This window comes from Burkholderia sp. HI2761 (assembly GCF_002223355.1).
In the GTDB taxonomy this organism is placed as follows: domain Bacteria; phylum Pseudomonadota; class Gammaproteobacteria; order Burkholderiales; family Burkholderiaceae; genus Burkholderia.
In genome coordinates this window covers 428,956-450,507 of sequence record NZ_NKFN01000008.1, presented here as the reverse complement: position 1 = coordinate 450,507, position 21,552 = coordinate 428,956, and the positions used below count along the sequence as shown (strand labels likewise).

Here is a 21,552-nt window from a genome sequence, read left to right as displayed (position 1 = left end):
GTGGACGAACCTCTGGTGTACCGGTTGTCACGCCAGTGGCATCGCCGGGTAGCTATGTTCGGAAGAGATAACCGCTGAAAGCATCTAAGCGGGAAACTCGCCTTAAGATGAGATATCCCTGGGGACTAGATCCCCTTGAAGGGTCGTTCGAGACCAGGACGTTGATAGGTCAGGTGTGTAAGCGCAGTAATGCGTTCAGCTAACTGATACTAATTGCCCGTAAGGCTTGATCCTATAACAAGTCTGCCTTATGGATGAGCGCCGTGCGATGCACGTGCAGCCATCCAAGAGACTGGTTGGATTCTCGTGTGTGATACACACAACCTAAATTACTGCTTCTTCCAAGATTGGTTGCGCTGCGAAGCAACGCAACAACCCCCTTTGCCTGATGACCATAGCGAGTCGGTCCCACCCCTTCCCATCCCGAACAGGACCGTGAAACGACTCTACGCCGATGATAGTGCGGATTCCCGTGTGAAAGTAGGTAATCGTCAGGCTCCCCTCAAGCCAGAAACCCCCGCCCAACAGGCGGGGGTTTTTGCATTGGCGCGGCGGAAAGGCACTTGGCCGCGCGAAGTGCCATCCGGCATGAGCTTGGGGCGTGGAAAACGTCATCAGGCCGCTAGTCGAACTGATCGAACCCCGATATGTCTCCGCCGCAATCTCACTCATCAGACCGCAATCCGCAAGATTGGAAAAAATCTGCCCGGGATGGCGCTCGATTCCTTTTCGCCAATCTTTTCAGCTTCCAGCGTCAGATAGAACGGCACAGCATTGGGATCCGCTTCGATCACGAAGCTTTTGATTCCTCTCGCAGCGGCTTCGGCTCGAACTGATTCCCACAGCGCACGGGCGACGCCCTGACCCATGTGATCGGGATGAACGAACAACCATCCGGGCGTCGGTTGATCCGAATCCAATGATGCTCGAATCCAGAACCCGATGACCGACGCGTCCGATTCCGCGACGTAACCGATCGCCCCTTCGATCGTCTCCGGCGAAATCGTGAGATCGTTTTGCCACAAGTCGAGCCATTCCTTCGGATAGCCCCAATGCGCCTTCGAAAGGCGCGCCAGTCGCGTGAGTTCGCCCGCGTCCGCGGCACGCGCAGAACGCACGGTAAATAGCTTGTGCATTTCGGCTCTCGTCATGGCCGGCACCACCTTGATCGGCGTTTTCATCAGTGCATCATCCGGACCAGCGCCTCACCGCTCAATCGATAGCCGGCCCGCTCGCAGCAGTATTGCCTGACGCGATTCATCCCGCACGCGCTCGGCGCAGCTACATGACCTGCGATGCATGTCCGGCGATGACGCGCCAGTTGGCGCCCGATCGACGCCAGAGGCGCGTATAGGCAAACGTGCCGGCGAATGCCGCGCCATCGAAATGGCCGGCGAGGGTCGCTCGCGTCGTGGTCAGGATCATCTCGTCGATCGCGTGTGCGCGCATTTCGTGGACGTCGAGTGTGTCGAGGCGCAGAAGCTTCGCGCGATGCGCGGCGAGGTCGTTCTCTTTCGAGATGATCTGGCCCGTCGGGACTGTGAATACCAGATCGTCGTCCAGCAGCGCGTCGAGCACGTCGACATCGTTGGCCAGCATCGCGGCGCGGAGCGCGGTTTCGCAGGGTTCGATGACGGTACGGATTGCATCCATGTCAGGCCTCGCAGCATTTCGGAAGGGAAGCGGTACGGCGGCGACAAACACATCCTACCGCGCGTTCGACAACGACTGACGCCGGACCAGCATCACCACGCAGATGCCGATCGACGCGATGAGGTTGACGGCCGGATAGAACGCGACCGCGACACTCCACGTGCTCAGTGCCAGCAACGCCAGCGCGTACTTGAGTACGCACAGCGCGAAATAGGCGAGGCTCTCGCTCCACGGATCGCGGATCGTCTTGCTCACGGTCGGGCCGAGGCCTGCAAGCTCGATCAGCGTAACCAGGCAGATCGACACAGTCGGATCGTCGGTCAGCATCCATAGCGGAATGGCCGACAGCGCCGCGCACAGGAACAACCAGTCGAGGCCCGTCCAGCCGCGCTCGCCGCGAAACAGGCTGGCGATCAGCGTCAGAAAGCACGTGACGGCAATCGCTGCCGTGCACCATGCGGACGGCCCCGCGCCCGCGACGAACTGGCCGGCCGCCGCGATCGCCGTAACGACCGACCACACGAGCCACGTGAACAGATGCGGGCGAACGGTGCGCCGGTAGATCGCGAGCGCGTAAGGGATCGCTGCCAGCAACGACACGGCCGTTCCGATCACGCCGAAGATCGAAGCGGCGCTCTCATCGACATTCACCATCGACGCAACCTCGTTCGGACTGGCCGACCAGTATGTGGTCAGACGGAACGGGGTGCAACGTCATGCCCGCGCTGCGGTGCGGTGCGGTGAGCATCCTGCAGATTCGCACCGGAACGTGGGAGAAACCCGATTCAAACAAACGGCACCCGGACTGCGATGCTGCCGGCAAACCCACGGCGCATCGGCGCCTGCTTGACGTCAGCAATCGAACGTCCGCAGGCGCTCGGCGTGTGCTTCGAGCCCGTCGAGCCCGAGATAGTGGCTGAGCTTGCCGGCGCGAACCTTGTGGATGTCCGCCTTCAGCTTGTCCAGTAGTTTGTCGCTCGCGGTGCGGTAGGCCGCTGGTGTATCGACGCCCTGGGCCGACAGCGCTGCGCCGATCAGCCGTGCGCTGTCGGTGCCGCCGCCCGCGACGCAACGCGCCATTGCGTCGGCATCCGGCTGCACGCCGGCGTCAAGCAGCATGCGCATCAGCTTGACCGGTACGGCGCCGGACACGGATGCCAGCGCATCGGGCACGACCCGTGCGCCCGATGCGAGCAACGCGATGGCGGCGGAAAACTTCTGGCGTCGCAGCGCGTAATCGGTCGGGATCGAACTGCCGGCGAGCGCCACGCCGAGATCGGCAACGAGCGGCGCCAGTCGCGCGATGAGTGCCGCATCGTCGTGATCGATCGCATGGCGTAATGCGTGACGTGCGAGCACCGGCTGCGCGCCGAGTGTGCCGTCGGCGAGCGGCGTGCGCCAGTCGATCACCGCTTGTCGATAGAACGCGATCAGCTTGTCGGCCAGCGATGCCGACAGGCCATGATCGTCGCGGCGCTCATCGACGTATTCGAGCAGCGTGACACCGGTGCCTGGTTCGCCGCCGGGCTCCAGCGGATCGACATGAAGCTGCAGCGCGCCGAATGCCGCGTACAGATCGGGGGCGATCGTCGCGAGACCGTCCTCGTGCATCGCGCCGCGCCACGCGGGCGGCAACCCCTGTTTCCATGCAAGCACATGGCCATGGTCGTGGGCGCCGGGCTCCGTCACGACGTAGATGCGGTCGCAATATTCGAAACCGCCGAACGGCAGCGCATCGATTTTGCCGTCCCACGTGCGCGCGTTCTCTTCCGCGGCGGCTTCGGCCAGTTCGAGTTCGTGGTCGATCCAGCCCTGCAGGTCGCGATAACCGTCGCTGCCGTTGTAGAACAGCTCGCTCCAGCTGATGGCTTCGACATTGCCGTTCATCTCCAGCGTCAGGTCGTAGTCGAGGCTGCCGCCGGCCGTGACGCGCTACAGCTCGAGCAACGGGAGCGGAATGTCGCCGTGACAGCAGGCCTGCACGGCCGCGATCTGGTCGGTCGCCATCGGCGGTTGTGCGTCGAAGATTATGCGGCCGGCAAACAGCACGATACCGTGCGCGAGCAGATCGGCCAGTTCGGTGTCGGAAAAGCGGGTGGCTTGCATCGGAGCGTGAGCGGTGATGGTTGATCGGTGTTCGCCGCGGTCCGCGGACAACGGACGGCAGCCACATGTTTGCATCGTATCAGCGGCGCGTGGCGAGACGCTCCGCGCCTGCACACCATTCACGACTCGGCCTTCGCCGCATGCACGTCGCGCCGAAAGGCACCGGGGCTCGTGCCCGTCCATTTCCGGAACGCGCGATGAAACGCGCTCGGCTCGGTGAAGCCGAGCTCGGCCGCGATCTCCGCGACGCTCAGCGTGCGCTCGCGCAGCAGCGACTGCGCGAGCGCGCCGCGCAACTCGTCCTTGATCGCAGCGAAGCTTTGCCCTTCGCTGCGCAAACGCCGCCGCAGCGTCGCGGGCGTCGTGTCGAGGCGCACGGCCAGCGCGTCGAAGTCGGGCCACTCGGCGGCCGGCAGCGCCTTCAGGTGCGCGCGCGTCTTCGCGACCCAGCCCGTGTCGTGCCGGTAGCGCACGAGCAGGTTGCCGGGCGCGCCGCGCAGGAAGGTCTTCAGCGCCTGCTCCGAACGAATCGTCGGCAGCGCGAGGTATGCGGCGTTGAACGCGAGCCGGCTGTCGGGGCGGTCGAAATGCACCGGGACGCCGAAGAACTGGTGATAGTCGCTGCGCTGACCGGGGCTCGGGCACGCGAAATCGATGCGCTGCAGCGGGATGCGCCGGCCGATCAGCCAGCACGCCACACCCAGCAGGATCAGCCAGAACGTCCGGTACGCGAACGCCGGGTACGGCGCGCCCGATTGCGTCAGCACGATCTGCGCCTGCCCGTCCGCCACGACAAGCTCGCCGTGCGGCTCGTCGAGCACCACCCGCAGGAACTTCAGCGCGCGCCGCAGCGCCTTGTCGAGCGTGCCGGCATGGAGCACCGCGTGGCACAGCAGCGTGAAGCTGCCGCGCCGCATCGGGCGCGCGGCGAGCCCGAAGAATTCGTCGTCGAGCGCGCCGGCGATCGCGAGCCACAGCCGGCCGTACTGTTGCGGCGTGACGGGCTCGTGCACGGCGGCCGGCAGCCCGGCGGTGCGCAGCACGGGCGCGGTCTGCAGGCCGTGCCGGCGCAGGCACGCGAGCGCATCGTCGACGAAATCCGGCGAAATCATCTGCGGCCCCATTTCCAGCATCCTCCCGACATGGCAAAAGCGATCACGATTCTAGATTCCGTTTGTCATTGATTGCAATGTATCGGCTGTCTACTATCGATGTATCCCCGTCGCGCCCCTGGCTCGCCGGCGGCCATAACACACAGCAACCATCTTGAGACAGCCCATGTCATGCGCCCTTGAAATCCGGCTGCCACCGCTCGCCCGAGCGGGCGATGGCATTGAGCGTGATGAGCAGTTTGCGCATGCACGCGACGAGGGCGACTTTTTTGGGCTTGCCGGCGGCGATCAGCCTCAGATAGCAGCTACGGATCAGCGGATTGAAGCGCGTGGCGACCAGTGCGGCGACGTACAGTACGCGTCGGACACTGGAGCGCCCGCCGAAGATATGGCGCTGCCCGCGCAGGGTGCCCGAATCGCGATTGATGGGTGCAAGCCCCGCAAGACTGGTGATCTGCTTGCGAGTGAGGTGTCCGAGTTCGGGCAGTTCAGCGATGAGTGTACTGGCGGTGGTCGGGCCAACGCCCTTGACCGATTGCAGCAAAGCCGACAGATCGGCGTAGCGTTCCTGAAGCACACGTTGTACGTCGTTATCGATGTCGGCCAACTGACTGAGCAAGGCCTCGATCATTGCCTCGATGCTGGCACGGGCCCGCTCGTGAGCGACGGCCAGGCGTTGCCGCTCGCTCACGAGCATGGCCACGAGTTGCCGTCGGCGCGTAACAAGTGCGACGAGCTCACGCTGCTCCTGAGTGGCCAACGCACGGGGCTGATGCCCCTGGGCATGCAACACGGCGGCGAACTCGGCCAATGCCCGCGCGTCAAGCCGATCGGTCTTGGCCAGTCGCCCCATAGCCCGCGCAAAATCACGTGCCTGGCGAGGGTTGATGACCGACACGGGCAATCCGACGCCCGCCAGCGCCACCGCGCAGGCTCGCTCGTAGCCGCCGGTGGCCTCAAGTATGACCAACGTAACTGTCTTGCGCCTGAGCCAGCGCAACAACTTCGCGTGTCCGGCTTCAGTGTTCTCGAACGCATGCGTCGAGGCGTCCGAGCAGCAGACTTCGACACTGTCCTTGGCGACATCGATACCGACGAAAACCGGTTGGCTCATGTTCATCGACTCCCAGCCTTATAGATGCGAAATGAGATCAATCAACCATTCGGGATAGCGTTAAACGAGGCAGCCACGACACGCCTTGAGCTGTGATTCGAGCTCGATGGCTCGCAGGAGACACAAGCTGTGCCATGGCCGCCAACCGGTAAGGCAGCCCGCCTCACGGCGGGCCACAACTGAAGTTTGAAGCAAATCGAAGATATAAGGAGACACGCATGCCTGAAGGAGCTACCGCCCGGCCGGTGCCGGCCTACGCCGACGCCGTGGCCCGGTTCAGTATCGAGGCCGCCGCCGCGCAATTGAGCGGCGATCTGGAGCGCGGCCTGAACGCGTGTGTCGAATGCTGCGACCGGCACGCGAAGGCGGACGCGATCGCGCTCGACTGGATCGATGCCGGCGGCGAGCACCGCCGCTTCACGTTCGCGCAGATGCAGGCGTTGTCGGCCCGGGTCGCGAACCTGCTCGTCGCGCAGGGCGTGAAGCCCGGCGACGTGGTGGCCGGCCTGCTGCCGCGCACGCCGGAACTCGTCGCGACGATCCTCGGCACGTGGCGCGCGGGCGCCGTGTATCAGCCGCTGTTCACCGCGTTCGGCCCGAAGGCGATCGAGCACCGGCTGCGCATGAGCGGCGCGCGGCTCGTCGTGACCAACGTCGCGAATCGCGCGAAGCTCGACGAAGTCGCCGATTGCCCGTCGGTGGCGACGGTGTGCGAAGCGGGCGACACCTTGCCGGACGGCGACATCGATTTCCGTGCGGCGCTCGATGCGCAGGCCGATACGTTCGAGCCCGTGCTGCGCAAGGGGTCGGACCTGTTCATGATGATGTCGACGTCGGGTACGACGGGTTTGCCGAAGGGCGTGCCGGTGCCGCTGTACGCGTTGCTCGCGTTCGGTGCGTACATGCGCGAAGCGGTCGACCTGCGCACCGGCGACCGGTTCTGGAACATCGCCGATCCGGGTTGGGCGTACGGGCTCTATTACGCGATCACCGGCCCGCTGCTGCTCGGTCATGCCACGACACTGTACGAGGGCGGCTTCACGGTCGACAGCACGTACGACGTGATCGAACGGCTCGGCATCACGAGCCTCGCGGGTTCGCCGACCGCGTACCGGATGTTGATGGCTGCCGGCAAGGAAGCGGCCGCGCGGCTGAAAGGACAGCTGCGCGTGGTCAGCAGTGCCGGCGAACCGCTGAATCCCGAAGTCGTGCGCTGGTTCCACGCGGCCCTCGGCGCGCCGATCCATGACCACTACGGCCAGACCGAACTCGGGATGGTCGTGAACAATCATCACGGGCTCGCGCACGTCGTCCATGCCGGTTCGGCCGGCCTCGCGATGCCCGGCTACCGTGTCGCGGTGCTCGACGAAGCGGGCCGCGAACTCGGCCCCGGCGAACCCGGCAACCTCGCGATCGACATCGCACGCTCGCCGTTGCTGTGGTTCTCCGGCTACTGGCAGCAGGACACGCCGGCGATCGCGGGCGGCTATTACCGGACCGGCGACAACGTCGAACTGGAGCCGGACGGCACCGTGAGTTTCATCGGCCGCGCGGACGACGTGATCACGTCGTCCGGTTACCGGATCGGCCCGTTCGACGTGGAAAGCGCACTGATCGAGCATCCGGCCGTCAGCGAGGCCGCGGTGATTGGCGTGCCCGACCCGGAGCGTACGGAGATCGTGAAGGCGTTCGTCGTCCTGTCGAAAGGATTCGACGCCACGCCGGAACTGGCCGAGGAATTGAGTCTGCACGTGAAGCGGCGGTTGTCCGCTCACGCTTATCCGCGCGCGATCGATTTCGTCGACGCGCTGCCGAAAACCCCGAGTGGCAAGATCCAGCGCTTCGTGTTGCGCAAGATGGAAGCCGAGAAGGCCGCTCAACCCTGAATACGGACTACGAATGAATATCAAGGATCGCGTTTTTCTGATTACGGGCGCAGGTTCCGGCCTCGGCGCCGCGGTGGCGCGCATGGTCGTCGCGCAAGGCGGCAAGGCCGTGCTGCTGGATGTGAACGAAGAGGCGGGCGCGAGTCTCGCGAACGAACTCGGCGCGGCCGCGCGGTTCGTGAAGACCGACGTGACGAGCGAAGCCGACGGTCAGGCGGCCGTCGCGGCCGCGCGCGACGCGTTCGGGCGCGTCGATGCGCTCGTCAACTGCGCGGGCGTCGCACCGGGCGAGAAGGTCGTCGGCCGCGACGGCCCGCATTCGCTCGACCGCTTCGCGCGCGCGGTGTCGATCAACCTGGTCGGCACGTTCAACATGATCCGGCTGGCCGCCGACGCGATGTCGAAGCAGGACGCCGATGCGGAAGGCGAGCGCGGCGTGATCGTCAATACCGCGTCGGTCGCGGCGTTCGACGGGCAGATCGGACAGGCCGCGTATGCGGCGTCCAAGAGCGGTGTGGTGGGCATGACGCTGCCGATCGCACGCGAGCTCGCGCGCTTCGGCATTCGCGTCGTGACGGTCGCGCCCGGCATCTTCGCGACGCCGATGATGGCCGGCATGCCGCAGGACGTGCAGGACGCGCTCGGCAAGAGCGTGCCGTTCCCGCCGCGGCTTGGCCGCCCGGAAGAATTTGCGGCGCTGGTGCGCCACATCGCCGAGAACACGATGTTGAACGGCGAAGTCATCCGTCTCGATGGCGCGTTGCGCATGGCACCGCGCTGACACTGGAGGAAGCGAATCATGACGACTCAGGATCCGATCGTAATCGTGGGCGCGGCGCGCACGCCGATGGGTGGTTTTCAGGGCGACCTGGCGGCAGCCAGCGCGAACGACCTCGGCGCGGTGGCGATTCGCGCCGCGCTCGAGCGCGCGAACGTGCCGGCCGAACGCATCGACGAAATCGTGTTCGGCTGCGTGCTGCCGGCCGGCCAGGGCCAGGCGCCCGCGCGACAGGCCGCGTTGAAGGCCGGACTGCCGCTCGCGGCGGGCGCGACCACGGTCAACAAGATGTGCGGTTCGGGGATGAAGGCGGCGATGTTCGCGCACGACCTGCTGCTGGCGGGTTCGGCGGGCGTCGCCGTGGCGGGCGGGATGGAGAGCATGACGAATGCGCCGTACCTGCTGCCGAAGGCGCGCGCGGGCATGCGCATGGGTCATGGGCAGGTGCTCGACCACATGTTCCTCGACGGGCTCGAGGACGCATATGAAAAAGGCCGCCTGATGGGCACGTTCGCCGAGGATTGCGCGCAGGCGTACCAGTTCACGCGCGAAGCGCAGGACGCGTTCGCGATCGCGTCGCTGACGCGGGCACAGCGGGCGATCGCGGAAGGGCATTTCGTGTCGGAGATCGCGCCGGTGACCGTGAAGGCCGGCAAGACGGAAAGCGTCGTGTCGATCGACGAGCAGCCGGGCAAGGCGAAGCTCGACAAGATCCCGACGCTGAAGCCGGCGTTTCGCGACGGCGGCACGGTGACGGCCGCGAACGCATCGTCGATCTCGGACGGCGCGGCCGCGCTCGTGATGATGCGCCGCTCGGAAGCCGAGCGCCTCGGCCTCACGCCGAAGGCCGTGATCGTCGGGCATTCGACTTACGCGGACAAGCCCGGCCTGTTCGCGACCGCGCCGATCGGCGCGCTGCGCAAGCTGTCGGAGAAAACCGGCTGGAACCTGCGCGACGTCGACCTGTTCGAGATCAACGAAGCGTTCGCGGTGGTGCCGATGGCCGCGATGCGCGACCTCGACCTGCCGCACGAGAAGGTCAACGTACACGGCGGCGCGTGCGCGCTCGGGCATCCGATCGGCGCATCGGGTGCGCGCGTGATGGTGACGCTGCTGGCCGCGCTCGAAACGTACGGCCTGAAGCGCGGTATCGCATCGCTGTGCATTGGCGGCGGCGAAGCGACGGCCGTCGCGATCGAGCGTCTCGCGTAACGCATCGCACCGCTTCGTTCGCACGCAAGCAAGCGCCGACACGGGCGGCGCGTATCGCACGGTTCACTCCCGTGTGGTGCGCGCCGCCCGTTTTTATTCGACGGTTCGTCGTGCCGCGTTACGACTTCGCATTCGGCGACACCGCGCCGCACGCGCGAATCACGAGCTGCACGACCTGCTCGGTCTTTTCGTCGAATGCCTTCTTCGTGAATGCGCGCTTGCCGCTCAACGCGCGAATCTGCGCATCGAAATCGGCATAGTGCTGCGTGGTCGCCCAGATCAGGTACATCAGCGCATGCGGGTCGATCGGCGCGAGCAGACCGTGCGCGATCCAGCCTTCGATCACCTCGATGCGCGTGTCGAACCACGGCTTCACGCGTTGCGACAGGATGTCCTGCATGTGCTCCGCGCCGTGGATGATCTCGTTGGCCCAGACCTTCGAGCCGAGCGGGCGCCGCTGCGACAGCGCCATCTTCGCGCGCACGTAGCAGCCGATCGCTTCCACCGGATCGTCGCCGGCCTCGAACGAGCCGGCCGCGCGATGCCAGTCCTCGAACAGGTCGTCGAGCACGCGGCGATACAGCGCGAGCTTGGTCGGGAAGTAGTAGTGCACATTCGCCTTCGGCAGGCCGGCGCGCTCCGCGATCATCGCGGTGCTGGCGCCGGCGAGCCCGCGTTCCGCGAATACGGCCTCCGCGCACGCGAGCAGATGCGCTTCGTTGGACTCGCGAATGTGCGCCTTGCGTCGCCGCAAAGGCGCCGGCGTTTCGTCCCGGTCGGGGGCTGCGATTGCCGCCTCGTCATGTCTCATCGTCATCCTCGCGCGGCAGGCATGCCGCGTTGGGCTTCATTCTAGCCGCTGATTCGCGTCGCGCGCACGCATGGGGATGCCGCTACTCCACGGCGATGCTGCGTTGCGATGGCACGTTTCTCGCTCCGATGCGTCGCGCAAGAAAGACGTTGCGCTGGTCATTTTGATCGTCTAAAACCTGTCCAATCGGACAGGATTTAACGCGTTTCGCGAACCAGCGAGGCATGCACCGCATCCGGGCGGCGTGCCCCGAAACAGGCCTCACGTGCACCGGCACGGACCGGGCCGACGACACCACCGACCCCACAGGAGCGATACGAATGAGCGCGGTATCGGAAACAGTGAAGCGGACAGCTTTCGACACGTCGATCAAGGTCGACGGCAAGCGGTTGTGGGATAGCCTGATGGAAGTCGCGAAAATCGGCGCGACGCCGAAAGGCGGCGTGTGCCGCCTCGCGTTGACCGATCTCGACAAGGCCGGCCGCGACCTGATCGTCGGCTGGGCGAAGGCGGCCGGCTGCACGGTGACGGTCGATACGATGGGCAACGTGTTCATGCGCCGTGCGGGCCGCGTGGCCGACGCGGCGCCGGTCGTCACGGGCTCGCACGCGGATTCGCAGCCGACCGGCGGGCGCTTCGACGGCATCTACGGCGTGCTCGGCGGCCTCGAGGTGATTCGCAGTCTCAACGATCACGGCATCGAGACCGAGCATCCGGTCGAGGTCGTGATCTGGACCAACGAGGAGGGCTCGCGCTTCGCACCCGCGATGGTCGCATCGGGCGTGTTCGCGGGCGTGTTTCCGCTCGAATACGGGCTGTCGCGCAAGGACGTCGACGGCAAGACGATCGGCGAGGAACTGGCCCGCATCGGCTACGCGGGCGACGTGCCGTGCGGCGGGCGCAAGCTGCATGCGGCATTCGAACTGCATATCGAGCAGGGGCCGATTCTCGAGGCGGAATGCAAGACGATCGGCGTCGTGACCGACGCGCAGGGGCAGCGCTGGTACGAGATCACGTTCACCGGCCAGGAAGCGCACGCGGGGCCGACGCCGATGCCGCGCCGCCGCGACGCGCTGCTCGGCGCGTCGCGCGTGGTCGATCTCGTCAACCGGATCGGCCTCGATCATGCACCGTTCGGCTGCGCGACGGTCGGCATGATGCAGGTGCACCCGAACTCGCGCAACGTGATTCCGGGCCGCGTGTTCTTCACCGTCGATTTCCGCCATCCGGACGACGCGGTGCTCGCGAAGATGGATGCGGCGTTGCGCGATGGCGTTGCGCGCATCGCGGCCGACATCGGGCTCGACACCGAACTCGAGCAGATTTTTTACTACAAGCCGGTCGCGTTCGATCCCGCATGCGTGGCGGCCGTGCGTGAAGCGGCCGATCGCTTCGGCTATTCGCATCGCGACATCGTGTCGGGCGCGGGCCACGATGCGTGCTATCTGGCGCAGGTCGCGCCGACGTCGATGGTATTCGTGCCCTGCGTCGACGGCATCAGCCACAACGAGATCGAGGACGCGACGCCCGCATGGATCGAGGCCGGCGCGAACGTGCTGCTGCACGCGATGCTGTCGCGCGCATGCGAGCCGGCTTCATGACGGATCGACCGTAGCAGCCGCGACGCTGCCTGTCGTCTGAAATTTGCATGCCTAAGCATGACCGCCCCGACTGTGCATGATCAGCCGGCGGGGACGGCTTTGTCTCCACCCCGTCGAAGGAACGCGTATGACCACCCAGCCAACCGGCGATATCGCCGCGCATCGCCTGTCGTCCACGCAACTCTCGTGCGAGTTCGCCGATATCGCGCCGCTGCTCGATCCGACTGCCGCGGCGGCGGCCGCGAGCCGCTGCCATTACTGCTACGACGCGCCGTGCGTGCACGCGTGCCCGACGCAGATCGACATCCCGAGCTTCATCCGCAAGATCGGCAACGGCAACCTGAAAGGCGCGGCGATAGACATCCTGTCCGCGAATCCACTCGGCGGGATGTGCGCACGCGTGTGCCCGACGGAGATCCTGTGCGAAGGCGCGTGCGTGCGCAACCATCAGGATGCGCAGCCGGTCGCGATCGGCGCGCTGCAGCGGCATGCGACCGACTGGGCGATGCAGACCAGCGCGGTGCAGTTTCGGCGCGCGCCCGAGACGGGCCGCCACGTGGCGGTGGTCGGCGCGGGGCCGGCCGGGCTCGCGTGCGCGCACCGGCTCGCACTCGCCGGGCACCGCGTCACGCTGTTGGACGCGCGCCCGAAGGCCGGCGGCCTCAACGAATACGGGATCGCCGCCTACAAGACCGTCGACGATTTCGCGCAACGCGAGGTCGAGTGGCTGCTGTCGGTGGGCGGCATCACGCTGGAAACGGGTGTGGCGCTCGGACGCGACGTGACGCTGGACGCACTGCGCGAGCAGCACGATGCGGTATTCCTCGCGATGGGGCTCGGCGGCGTGCGTGCGCTCGCGATCGACGGCGAGCAACTGAGCGGTGTGATGAATGCGGTCGATTTCATCGAGCAGGTCCGGCAGGCCGACGTGCTCGCGAACGTGCCGGTCGGGCGACGCGTGGTCGTGATCGGCGGCGGCAATACGGCGATCGATGCGGCCGTGCAGAGCCGCAAGCTCGGCGCCGAGCGCGTGACGATGGTGTACCGGCGCGGCGTGGACGCGATGAGCGCGACGTGGGCCGAGCGCGAGTTTGCGCAGAAGAGCGGCGTCGCGCTCGTCACGCACGCGAAGCCGGTACGTATGGCGGGCACGAACGGGCAGGTGACGGGTGTCGAATTCGAGGCCACATCGGGCGAGCGTTTCACCGTCGACGCGGACATGGTGCTGAAGGCGATCGGCCAGACGCTCGTGCCGGACGGTATCGCGGCCACGTTGCTGACCGCGGACGGCACGCGTATCGCGGTGGATGCGGACGGGCGTACGGCACTGCCGGACGTATGGGCCGGCGGCGACTGCGCGGCGACCGACGGCGTCGACCTCACGGTACAGGCCGTGCAGGACGGCAAGCGCGCGGCCGCGTCGATCGACGCTGCGCTCGCCGCGCGCGCCGCGAAGGCGGCCTGAGCGCGCGGCGCACCGCCGGCACACCGAACACGACCCCCTTCTCACGGAGCCGAACATGGCCGATCTTCGCTGCACCATCGCAGGCATCACTTCGCCGAACCCTTTCTGGCTGGCGTCCGCGCCGCCCACCGACAAGGCCTACAACGTCAATCGCGCCTTCGAGGCGGGCTGGGGCGGCGTCGTCTGGAAGACGCTCGGGCTCGATCCGCACGTCGTCAACGTCAGTTCGCGCTACGGTGCGGTGCAGTGGAACGGCCAGCGCATCGCGGGGCTGAACAACATCGAGTTGATCACCGACCGTCCGCTCGACGTGAACCTGAGAGAAATCGCGCAGGTGAAGCGCGACTGGCCGGATCGCGCGCTGATCGTGTCGCTGATGGTGCCGTGCAACGAGCGCGACTGGAAATGGATCCTGCCGCTCGTCGAGGACACCGGGGCCGATGCGGTCGAGCTCAACTTCGGCTGCCCGCACGGGATGAGCGAGCGCGGGATGGGCGCGGCGGTCGGGCAGGTGCCCGAATACGTCGAGATGGTCACGCGCTGGGTGAAGGAAGGCACGAAGCTGCCCTGCCTCGTGAAACTCACGCCGAACATCAGCGACATCCGCATGGGGTCGCGCGCCGCGTACAAGGGCGGCGCGGACGGCGTGTCGCTGATCAACACGATCAACTCGATCGTCGCGGTCGATCTCGACCACATGGCGCCGATGCCGACCGTCGACGGCAAGGGCACGCACGGCGGCTATTGCGGCCCGGCGGTCAAGCCGATCGCGCTGAACATGGTCGCGGAGATCGCACGCGATCCGGAAACGCCGAACCTGCCGATCTCGGGCATCGGCGGCATCTCGTCGTGGCGCGACGCGGCCGAGTTCATGGTGCTCGGCGCCGGCAGCGTGCAGGTGTGCACCGCCGCGATGCATTACGGCTTCCGGATCGTGTCGGATCTCGCCGACGGGCTGTCGAACTGGATGGACGAGAAAGGCTACGCGACGCTCGACGACATTCGCGGCCGCGCGGTGCCGAACGTGACGGACTGGAAGTACCTGAACCTGAAGTACGACATCAAGGCGCGCATCGACCAGGACCGCTGCATCCAGTGCGGGCTGTGCCATATCGCGTGCGAGGACACGTCGCATCAGGCGATCACGGCGACGAAGGACGGCGTGCGGCATTTCGAAGTGGTCGATTCGGAGTGCGTCGGGTGCAATCTTTGCATGCATGTGTGTCCGGTCGAGCAATGCATCACGATGGAGCGCGTCGATTCGGGCGACTACGCGAACTGGACCACGCATCCGAACAATCCGGCGAGCGCGGATGCCGGTGCGAGCGGCGGCCCGGCGGCCGCGCCCGAGAAGCACGCGAAGGCGGCCTGACCGGTGTCCGGCGGCGCGGGAGGCTGCGCGCCGCCGTCTTTCGTTTCCTCGGGCCGGCATCGCACGATGCCGGCGCCGACGTTTTCGTGGAGTGCGATCGATGAAATCCGCAGCGAATCCCGCCGATCCCGACAGCGCCGCGGCGCACGGCGGCAGCCTGTACAATGACGACCTCGCGCCGACGACGCCGGCGCAGCGCACGTGGAAGTGGTACCACTTCGCGGCGCTGTGGGTCGGGATGGTGATGAACATCGCGTCGTACATGCTCGCGGCGGGGCTGATCCAGGAAGGCATGTCGCCGTGGCAGGCGGTGACGACGGTGCTGCTCGGCAACCTGATCGTGCTCGTGCCGATGCTGCTGATCGGCCATGCGGGCGCGAAGCACGGGATTCCGTACGCGGTGCTCGTGCGCGCGTCGTTCGGCACGCAGGGCGCGAAGCTGCCGGCGCTGTTGCGCGCGATCGTCGCCTGCGGCTGGTACGGCATCCAGACCTGGCTCGGCGGCAGCGCGATCTACACGCTGCTGAACATCCTGACCGGCAACGCGCTGCACGGCGCGGCGCTGCCGCTCGTCGGCATCTCGTTCGGGCAGCTCGCGTGCTTCCTCGTGTTCTGGGCGCTGCAGCTGTACTTCATCCTGCACGGCACCGATTCGATCCGCTGGCTCGAAAGCTGGTCCGCGCCGATCAAGGTCGTGATGTGCGTGGCGCTCGTCTGGTGGGCGACGTCCAAGGCGGGCGGGTTCGGTTCGATGCTGTCGGCGCCGTCCCAGTTCGCGGCGGGCGGCAAGAAAGCCGGGCTGTTCTGGCCGACCTTCTGGCCGGGCCTGACGGCAATGGTCGGCTTCTGGGCGACGCTCGCGCTGAACATCCCCGATTTCACGCGCTTCGCGCATTCGCAGCGCGACCAGATGATCGGGCAGTCGATCGGGCTGCCGCTGCCGATGGCGTTGCTGTCGGTGGTGTCGGTCGTCGTGACGTCGGCGACCGTCGTGATCTACGGCAACGCGATCTGGGATCCGATCGACCTGACGAGCCGGATGACCGGCATCGGCGTCGGCATCGCGCTCGTGATCCTCACGCTCGACACGATGTGCTGCAACCTCGCCGCGAATCTCGTCGGGCCGGCCTACGATTTCTCGAGCCTGTGGCCGAAGGGCATTTCGTACAAGGCGGGCGGGATGATCACCGCGACGATCGCGATCGTGATGATGCCGTGGAAGATCCTCGCGACGACGGACGGCTACATCTTCACCTGGCTCGTCGGCTATTCGGCGCTGCTCGGGCCGGTCGCGGGCATCCTGATGGTCGACTATTTCCTGATTCGCGGCACGCAGCTCGATACGCGCGCGTTGTTCGACGAGGGCGGCGACTTCAGCTACGCGCGCGGCTGGAACCCGGCCGCGCTGGTCGCGCTCGCGGTCGGCGTGCTGCCGAACCTGCCGGGCTTCCTGCATACGGCGTTTCCGGCGTCGTTCCCGAACGTGCCGGCGTTCTTCAACACGCTTTACACGTACGCGTGGTTCGTCGGCCTCGTGCTGGCGTCCGGCGTGTACGGCACCTGGATGAAGTGGCGCGCCGGACAGCGCGCGCAGATCGCGAGCGCATGACGCGCGAGCCGGCTGCGACTCGCGCGCGGCATGCGGCACCCGACAGTCAACGAGGAGGCAACGAAATGGCAATCCTGATTCGTGGCGGCACCGTGGTCGATGCGGACCGTTCCTATCGCGCGGACGTGCTCTGCGCGGACCCGCAGGACGGCGGCACGATCCTGCAGATCGCGGAGCGGATCGACGCGCCGGCCGGCGCAACCGTCGTCGACGCGCACGACCAGTACGTGATGCCGGGCGGCATCGATCCGCATACGCACATGGAGCTGCCGTTCATGGGCACGACCGCGAGCGACGATTTCTACTCGGGCACCGCCGCCGGGCTGTCGGGCGGCACGACGAGCATCATCGACTTCGTGATCCCGAGCCCGAAGCAGCCGCTGATGGATGCGTTCCGCGAATGGCGCGGCTGGGCCGAGAAATCGGCTTCCGACTACGGTTTTCATGTCGCCGTGACGTGGTGGGACGACAGCGTGCACCGCGACATGGGCACGCTCGTGCGCGAGCATGGCGTGTCGAGCTTCAAGCATTTCATGGCGTACAAGAACGCGATCATGGCCGACGACGAGATTCTCGTGAACAGCTTCACGCGTTCGCTCGAACTCGGTGCGCTGCCGACCGTGCATGCGGAGAACGGCGAACTCGTGTTCCAGCTGCAAAAGGCGCTGCTCGCGCGCGGCATGACGGGGCCGGAGGCGCATCCGCTGTCGCGGCCGCCGGAGGTGGAGGGCGAAGCCGCGAACCGCGCGATCCGCATCGCGCAGGTACTCGGCGTGCCCGTGTATATCGTGCACGTGTCGGCAAAGGACGCGGTGGATGTGATCACGCGCGCCCGTAGCGAAGGGCTGCGCGTATTCGGCGAAGTATTGCCGGGCCACCTCGTGATCGACGAGGCCGTCTATCGCGATCCGGACTGGACGCGCGCGGCGGCCCACGTGATGAGCCCGCCGTTTCGCTCGGCCGAGCATCGCGAGGCACTGTGGCGCGGGCTGCAGTCGGGGCAGCTGCATACGACGGCGACCGATCACTGCGTATTCTGCGCATCGCAGAAGGCGATGGGCCGCAACGATTTCACGAAGATCCCGAACGGCTGCGGCGGCGTCGAGGATCGCATGTCGGTGCTGTGGCATCACGGCGTGAATCATGGCCGCATCACGCCGAACGAGTTCGTGCGGATCACGTCGACGAACGCCGCGCAGATCTTCAACCTGTATCCGCGCAAGGGCGCCGTGCAGGTCGGCGCCGACGCCGACCTCGTCGTGTGGGATCCGGCCGCGACGAAGACGATCTCGGTGAAGACGCATCACCAGCAGGTCGACTTCAACGTGTTCGAGGGGATGACCGTGCAGGGCGTCGCGACGCACACGCTCACGCGCGGCGCACTCGCGTGGGCCGACGGCGAATTGCGCGCGGTGCGCGGCGCGGGCCGCTATCTGAAGCGCCCGCCGGCGGCAGGCTACTACGAGGCGGCGCGGATCGCGAACCGTCTGCGCGAGCCGCATCCGGTCGAGCGCGTGGGTTGAACGACGCGTGCCGTGCGGGGCGTGTCCGTTCGAACGGCACGCCCGTGCGCATTTTCGAAGGGTAGGTAGAACAACTGATCAAGTCGTCGAAGCGCGAAGATGGAAACGATCGACGCCATTGACCGCGGCGATTTTGTCGACGTTGCCGACGTGCGTATCGAGCGAGTAACATCCACCAACCCGATCACGCGGGTCGCGGGCACGGGCCGCCCGCCGGACAGTTCAAATAGTGAGAAGGGAGCACAAGGTGGATATTCTGCGCAGTCTCCTCGGTATGCTGTTTCTGTTGCTGGTCGCGTATCTGCTGTCGAACAACCGCCGCGCGGTCAGCGCGCGGACCATGATCGCCGCGCTGCTCACGCAGTTCGCGATCGGCGCGCTGGTGCTGTTCGTGCCGTCGGGCCGCGCGGCGCTGGCCGCGGCCGCGAACGGCGTCAATCGCGTGCTCGACATGGGCAATCACGGCATCGCGTTCGTGTTCGGCGGGCTGGTCGACGCGCGGATGTTCCAGTTGTTCGGCGACGGCGGGTTCGTGTTCGGCCTGCGCGTGCTGCCGATGATCATCTTCGTCACCGCGCTGATCTCGGTGCTGTACTACATCGGCGTGATGAAGTGGATCGTCGCGATCCTCGGCGCGGGGCTGGCGAAGGTGCTCGGCGTGAGCCGCATCGAGGCGTGCTCGGCCGTCGCGACGATCTTCCTCGGGCAGAGCGAGATGCCCGCGCTCGTGAAGCCGTTCGTGCGCAACATGACGAGCGCCGAGATCTTCACGGTGATGGCGAGCGGCATGGCGTCGGTCGCGGGCTCGGTGCTGGTCGGCTACGCCGGCCTCGGCGTGAAGATGGAGTACCTGCTCGCCGCGTCGTTCATGGCGGTGCCGGGCGGTCTGCTGTTCGGCAAGCTGCTGTTTCCGACCGTCGAGCCGAGCCGCGTGGTGGTCGACGGCCTCGATTTCGACGACAAGCGGGCCGCCAACGTGATCGAGGCGGCCGCATCCGGTGCATCGGTCGGCCTGCGGATCGCGATCAACGTCGGCGCGATGCTGATCGCGTTCGTGGGACTCATCGCGCTGATGAACCTGATCGTCGGCGGCGCGGCCGCGTTCGCGGGCTTTCCGCAGGTCACGCTGGTCGGCATCATCGGCCACCTGTTCGCGCCGCTCGCGTGGATCATCGGCGTGCCGTGGCACGATGCGACGCTGGCCGGCAACTTCATCGGCGAGAAATTGATCTTCAACGAATTCGTCGCGTACGGCGACCTGTCGCCGTACCTGAAGGGCGGTGCGCACGCGGCGGCGGCCGGCCTCCAGGTGCTCGACCCGAAGACGCTCGCGATCGTGTCGTTCGCGCTGTGCGGCTTCGCGAACTTCTCGTCGATCGCGATTCTCGCGGGCGGCTTCAGCGCGGTCGCGCCCGAGCGCCGCTCGGACGTCGCGCGGCTCGGCTTGCGCGCGCTGACGGCCGCGACCCTGTCGAACCTGATGAGCGCGGCGATTGCCGGCCTGTTTTTCTCGCTGCATTGAACCGTGCAGTCGACTCCGATCGAAGCGAGGCAACGATGTTTCTACCGCAGGAATTCATTCGCAGGAAGCGCGACGGGCAGCCGCTCGATCGCGACGGCATGGCCGCGTTCGTGCGCGGCGTAACCGACGGCAGCGTGACAGAGGGCCAGGTGGCCGCGTTCGCGATGGCCGTGTATTTCAACGACCTGAGCACGGACGAACGCGTCGCGCTGACGCTCGCGCAGCGCGATTCGGGCGACGTGCTCGACTGGCGTGCGCTCGATCTCGGCGGGCCGGTGATCGACAAGCATTCGACGGGCGGGGTCGGCGACGTCGTGTCGCTGATGCTCGGGCCGATGGTGGCCGCGTGCGGCGGCTACGTGCCGATGATCTCGGGGCGCGGGCTCGGCCATACCGGCGGCACGCTCGACAAGCTCAGCGCGATTCCCGGTTACGACGTGATGCCCGATACGGACGCGTTTCGCCGCACGGTGCGCGAGGTCGGCGTCGCGATCATCGGGCAGACCGCGCGGCTCGCGCCGGCCGACAAGCGCATCTATGCGATCCGCGACGTGACGGCGACCGTCGAATCGGTCGCGATGATCACCGCGTCGATCCTGTCGAAGAAACTCGCGGCGGGGCTCGACGGGCTCGTGATGGACGTCAAGGTCGGCTCCGGCGCGTTCATGCCGACCGCGGAGAAATCGGCGGAACTTGCCCGCAGCATCGTCGACGTCGGCAACGGCGCCGGCATGAAGACGACCGCGATCCTCACCGACATGAACCAGTCGCTCGCGCCGTGCGCGGGCAACGCGCTCGAGGTGGCGTGCGCGATCGACTACCTGACGGGCAAGTCGCGTCCCGCGCGGTTGCACGACGTGACGATGGCGCTGTCGGCCGAACTGCTCGTCACCGGCGGGCTGGCGCGCGATGCCGACCACGCGCGCGAGAAGCTGCGGCAGGCGCTCGATTCCGGCGCGGCGGCCGAGCGTTTCGCGCGCATGGTCGTCGCGCTCGGCGGTCCTGCCGACCTGATCGATGCCCCCGCGCGGCATCTGGCGCGGGCGGCGGTGATCGTGCCGGTTGCGGCGCCCGCGAGCGGCGTGGTGCAGCGCGTCGATTGCCGTGCGCTCGGGCTGGCGGTGGTCGCGCTCGGCGGCGGCCGCACGCGCGCGGAGGACGCGATCGACGTCAGCGTCGGCCTGTCGGGGCTCGCGGAGATCGGGCAGCGTATCGAGGGCGGCGAGCCGCTCGGCTTCGTGCATGCCCGCGACGAAGCGGCCGCGGCTCACGCGGCGGACGCCGTTCGGCGCGGCTACGTGCTCGGCGAGACGGGCGAAGCGCCGCCGACCCTTTACCAGCAGGTCGGCTGACCTGCTCCTGGAGGCCTCACCACGATGGAACGAGACGAACTGATCGAACAGGCGAAGGCGGCGCGCGACCGCGCGTATGCGCCGTATTCGCGCTTCAAGGTCGGCGCGGCGCTGCAGGCGCGCGACGGGACGGTTTTCCACGGCTGCAACGTCGAGAACGCGTCGTACGGACTGTGCAATTGCGCGGAACGCACGGCGCTGTTCGCGGCGATCGCCGCCGGTTATCGGCCGGGAGATTTCGCGCGGCTCGCGGTCGTCGGCGACACGGACGGCCCGATCGCGCCGTGCGGCGCATGTCGTCAGGTGATCATCGAGATCGGCAAGCCCGACATCGAAGTGATTCTCGCCAACCTGAAAGGGGCCGTCGAGATCACGACGGCCCGCGCATTGCTGCCGGGCGCGTTCACCCTGTAACGGCGCGCGCCGCGGCGCGCCG

At 66.9% G+C, this 21,552-nt stretch carries 19 protein-coding genes and 2 rRNA genes; 13 read left to right on the top strand and 8 right to left on the bottom strand.

Annotation, left to right across the window (positions count from 1 at the left end):
• Both CFB46_RS32000 and rrf read left to right on the top strand, forming a co-directional pair.
• Positions 1 to 234 (top strand): 23S ribosomal RNA (locus CFB46_RS32000); the annotation flags it as partial.
• Between the two features lie 150 nt (positions 235 to 384).
• Positions 385 to 497 (top strand): 5S ribosomal RNA (gene rrf, locus CFB46_RS31995).
• Between the two features lie 174 nt (positions 498 to 671).
• Here rrf and CFB46_RS31990 read toward each other — a convergent pair.
• From CFB46_RS31990 to CFB46_RS31965, 7 genes are all read right to left on the bottom strand, one after another.
• Positions 672 to 1,151, bottom strand: coding sequence for a GNAT family N-acetyltransferase (locus CFB46_RS31990; RefSeq protein ID WP_034185553.1), 480 nt, complete (start codon positions 1,149 to 1,151; stop codon positions 672 to 674).
• A 130-nt stretch (positions 1,152 to 1,281) separates the two neighbouring features.
• A complete protein-coding gene (locus CFB46_RS31985; RefSeq protein WP_027786246.1) occupies positions 1,282 to 1,653 on the bottom strand; it encodes a nuclear transport factor 2 family protein in 372 nt (123 codons plus the stop codon).
• Between the two features lie 54 nt (positions 1,654 to 1,707).
• The gene (locus tag CFB46_RS31980; RefSeq protein WP_027786245.1) at positions 1,708 to 2,307 is read right to left on the bottom strand and encodes a hypothetical protein; all 600 of its coding nucleotides are present in this window, start codon (positions 2,305 to 2,307) and stop codon (positions 1,708 to 1,710) included.
• Positions 2,308 to 2,505: 198 nt separating this feature from the next.
• Complete coding sequence (locus tag CFB46_RS31975) at positions 2,506 to 3,540, bottom strand: SMI1/KNR4 family protein (RefSeq protein WP_306427330.1); 1,035 nt, start codon at positions 3,538 to 3,540, stop codon at positions 2,506 to 2,508.
• Between the two features lie 45 nt (positions 3,541 to 3,585).
• On the bottom strand, positions 3,586 to 3,759 hold the full coding sequence (locus tag CFB46_RS36815) for a hypothetical protein (RefSeq protein WP_306427329.1): 174 nt from the start codon (positions 3,757 to 3,759) through the stop codon (positions 3,586 to 3,588).
• 119 nt (positions 3,760 to 3,878) lie between these two features.
• Positions 3,879 to 4,883 carry an AraC family transcriptional regulator gene (locus tag CFB46_RS31970; protein WP_027786244.1) on the bottom strand — a complete coding sequence of 335 codons (1,005 nt, stop codon included), beginning with the start codon at positions 4,881 to 4,883 and terminating at the stop codon, positions 3,879 to 3,881.
• 157 nt (positions 4,884 to 5,040) lie between these two features.
• Positions 5,041 to 5,991, bottom strand: a complete 951-nt coding sequence (locus CFB46_RS31965; protein ID WP_373558197.1) for an IS110 family transposase — start codon at positions 5,989 to 5,991, stop codon at positions 5,041 to 5,043.
• A gap of 212 nt (positions 5,992 to 6,203) precedes the next feature.
• On the opposite strand from CFB46_RS31965, the gene CFB46_RS31960 reads away from it, so the two are divergent.
• Genes CFB46_RS31960 through CFB46_RS31950 form a run of 3 tightly spaced genes read left to right on the top strand, consistent with a single transcriptional unit; the run spans position 6,204 to position 9,861 of the window.
• Positions 6,204 to 7,871: an acyl-CoA synthetase gene (locus tag CFB46_RS31960; protein ID WP_027786243.1), complete on the top strand. Its 1,668-nt coding sequence runs from the start codon at positions 6,204 to 6,206 to the stop codon at positions 7,869 to 7,871.
• Between the two features lie 13 nt (positions 7,872 to 7,884).
• Complete coding sequence (locus CFB46_RS31955; protein ID WP_027786242.1) at positions 7,885 to 8,652, top strand: 3-hydroxyacyl-CoA dehydrogenase; 768 nt, start codon at positions 7,885 to 7,887, stop codon at positions 8,650 to 8,652.
• An 18-nt stretch (positions 8,653 to 8,670) separates the two neighbouring features.
• Positions 8,671 to 9,861, top strand: coding sequence for an acetyl-CoA C-acetyltransferase (locus CFB46_RS31950; RefSeq protein WP_027786241.1), 1,191 nt, complete (start codon positions 8,671 to 8,673; stop codon positions 9,859 to 9,861).
• A 118-nt stretch (positions 9,862 to 9,979) separates the two neighbouring features.
• On the opposite strand, the gene CFB46_RS31945 is transcribed toward CFB46_RS31950, so the two are convergent.
• A complete protein-coding gene (locus tag CFB46_RS31945) occupies positions 9,980 to 10,672 on the bottom strand; it encodes a TetR/AcrR family transcriptional regulator (RefSeq protein ID WP_027786240.1) in 693 nt (230 codons plus the stop codon).
• Positions 10,673 to 10,992: 320 nt separating this feature from the next.
• Here CFB46_RS31945 and CFB46_RS31940 point away from each other — a divergent pair, with 320 nt between their 5' ends.
• The 8 genes from CFB46_RS31940 (at position 10,993) to CFB46_RS31905 (ending at position 21,530) form a co-directional block, all read left to right on the top strand.
• Entirely contained in the window at positions 10,993 to 12,273 is a 1,281-nt protein-coding gene (locus CFB46_RS31940; RefSeq protein ID WP_027786239.1) for a Zn-dependent hydrolase, read from the top strand.
• Between the two features lie 127 nt (positions 12,274 to 12,400).
• Positions 12,401 to 13,738 (top strand): NAD(P)-dependent oxidoreductase, encoded by a 1,338-nt coding sequence (locus CFB46_RS31935; protein WP_027786238.1) that lies wholly within the window; start codon positions 12,401 to 12,403, stop codon positions 13,736 to 13,738.
• 55 nt (positions 13,739 to 13,793) lie between these two features.
• On the top strand, positions 13,794 to 15,110 hold the full coding sequence (preA, locus tag CFB46_RS31930) for an NAD-dependent dihydropyrimidine dehydrogenase subunit PreA (protein ID WP_027786237.1): 1,317 nt from the start codon (positions 13,794 to 13,796) through the stop codon (positions 15,108 to 15,110).
• Between the two features lie 100 nt (positions 15,111 to 15,210).
• On the top strand, positions 15,211 to 16,719 hold the full coding sequence (locus CFB46_RS31925) for an NCS1 family nucleobase:cation symporter-1 (RefSeq protein WP_027786236.1): 1,509 nt from the start codon (positions 15,211 to 15,213) through the stop codon (positions 16,717 to 16,719).
• Between the two features lie 65 nt (positions 16,720 to 16,784).
• Positions 16,785 to 18,242 (top strand): dihydropyrimidinase, encoded by a 1,458-nt coding sequence (hydA, locus tag CFB46_RS31920; protein WP_027786235.1) that lies wholly within the window; start codon positions 16,785 to 16,787, stop codon positions 18,240 to 18,242.
• A 247-nt stretch (positions 18,243 to 18,489) separates the two neighbouring features.
• A complete protein-coding gene (locus CFB46_RS31915) occupies positions 18,490 to 19,764 on the top strand; it encodes a NupC/NupG family nucleoside CNT transporter (protein ID WP_027786234.1) in 1,275 nt (424 codons plus the stop codon).
• 35 nt (positions 19,765 to 19,799) lie between these two features.
• Complete coding sequence (deoA, locus tag CFB46_RS31910; protein ID WP_027786233.1) at positions 19,800 to 21,116, top strand: thymidine phosphorylase; 1,317 nt, start codon at positions 19,800 to 19,802, stop codon at positions 21,114 to 21,116.
• Between the two features lie 24 nt (positions 21,117 to 21,140).
• The gene (locus CFB46_RS31905) at positions 21,141 to 21,530 is read left to right on the top strand and encodes a cytidine deaminase (protein WP_027786232.1); all 390 of its coding nucleotides are present in this window, start codon (positions 21,141 to 21,143) and stop codon (positions 21,528 to 21,530) included.
• Positions 21,531 to 21,552: the final 22 nt, after the last annotated feature.

Coding starts and splice junctions, on each gene's coding strand:
- CFB46_RS31990 (WP_034185553.1), bottom strand. CDS start 1,151: ATGACGAGAGCCGAAATGCACAAGCTATTTACCGTGCGTTCTGCGCGT.
- CFB46_RS31985 (WP_027786246.1), bottom strand. CDS start 1,653: ATGGATGCAATCCGTACCGTCATCGAACCCTGCGAAACCGCGCTCCGC.
- CFB46_RS31980 (WP_027786245.1), bottom strand. CDS start 2,307: ATGGTGAATGTCGATGAGAGCGCCGCTTCGATCTTCGGCGTGATCGGA.
- CFB46_RS31975 (WP_306427330.1), bottom strand. CDS start 3,540: ATGAACGGCAATGTCGAAGCCATCAGCTGGAGCGAGCTGTTCTACAAC.
- CFB46_RS36815 (WP_306427329.1), bottom strand. CDS start 3,759: ATGCAAGCCACCCGCTTTTCCGACACCGAACTGGCCGATCTGCTCGCG.
- CFB46_RS31970 (WP_027786244.1), bottom strand. CDS start 4,883: ATGGGGCCGCAGATGATTTCGCCGGATTTCGTCGACGATGCGCTCGCG.
- CFB46_RS31965 (WP_373558197.1), bottom strand. CDS start 5,991: ATGAACATGAGCCAACCGGTTTTCGTCGGTATCGATGTCGCCAAGGAC.
- CFB46_RS31960 (WP_027786243.1), top strand. CDS start 6,204: ATGCCTGAAGGAGCTACCGCCCGGCCGGTGCCGGCCTACGCCGACGCC.
- CFB46_RS31955 (WP_027786242.1), top strand. CDS start 7,885: ATGAATATCAAGGATCGCGTTTTTCTGATTACGGGCGCAGGTTCCGGC.
- CFB46_RS31950 (WP_027786241.1), top strand. CDS start 8,671: ATGACGACTCAGGATCCGATCGTAATCGTGGGCGCGGCGCGCACGCCG.
- CFB46_RS31945 (WP_027786240.1), bottom strand. CDS start 10,672: ATGAGACATGACGAGGCGGCAATCGCAGCCCCCGACCGGGACGAAACG.
- CFB46_RS31940 (WP_027786239.1), top strand. CDS start 10,993: ATGAGCGCGGTATCGGAAACAGTGAAGCGGACAGCTTTCGACACGTCG.
- CFB46_RS31935 (WP_027786238.1), top strand. CDS start 12,401: ATGACCACCCAGCCAACCGGCGATATCGCCGCGCATCGCCTGTCGTCC.
- preA (WP_027786237.1), top strand. CDS start 13,794: ATGGCCGATCTTCGCTGCACCATCGCAGGCATCACTTCGCCGAACCCT.
- CFB46_RS31925 (WP_027786236.1), top strand. CDS start 15,211: ATGAAATCCGCAGCGAATCCCGCCGATCCCGACAGCGCCGCGGCGCAC.
- hydA (WP_027786235.1), top strand. CDS start 16,785: ATGGCAATCCTGATTCGTGGCGGCACCGTGGTCGATGCGGACCGTTCC.
- deoA (WP_027786233.1), top strand. CDS start 19,800: ATGTTTCTACCGCAGGAATTCATTCGCAGGAAGCGCGACGGGCAGCCG.
- CFB46_RS31905 (WP_027786232.1), top strand. CDS start 21,141: ATGGAACGAGACGAACTGATCGAACAGGCGAAGGCGGCGCGCGACCGC.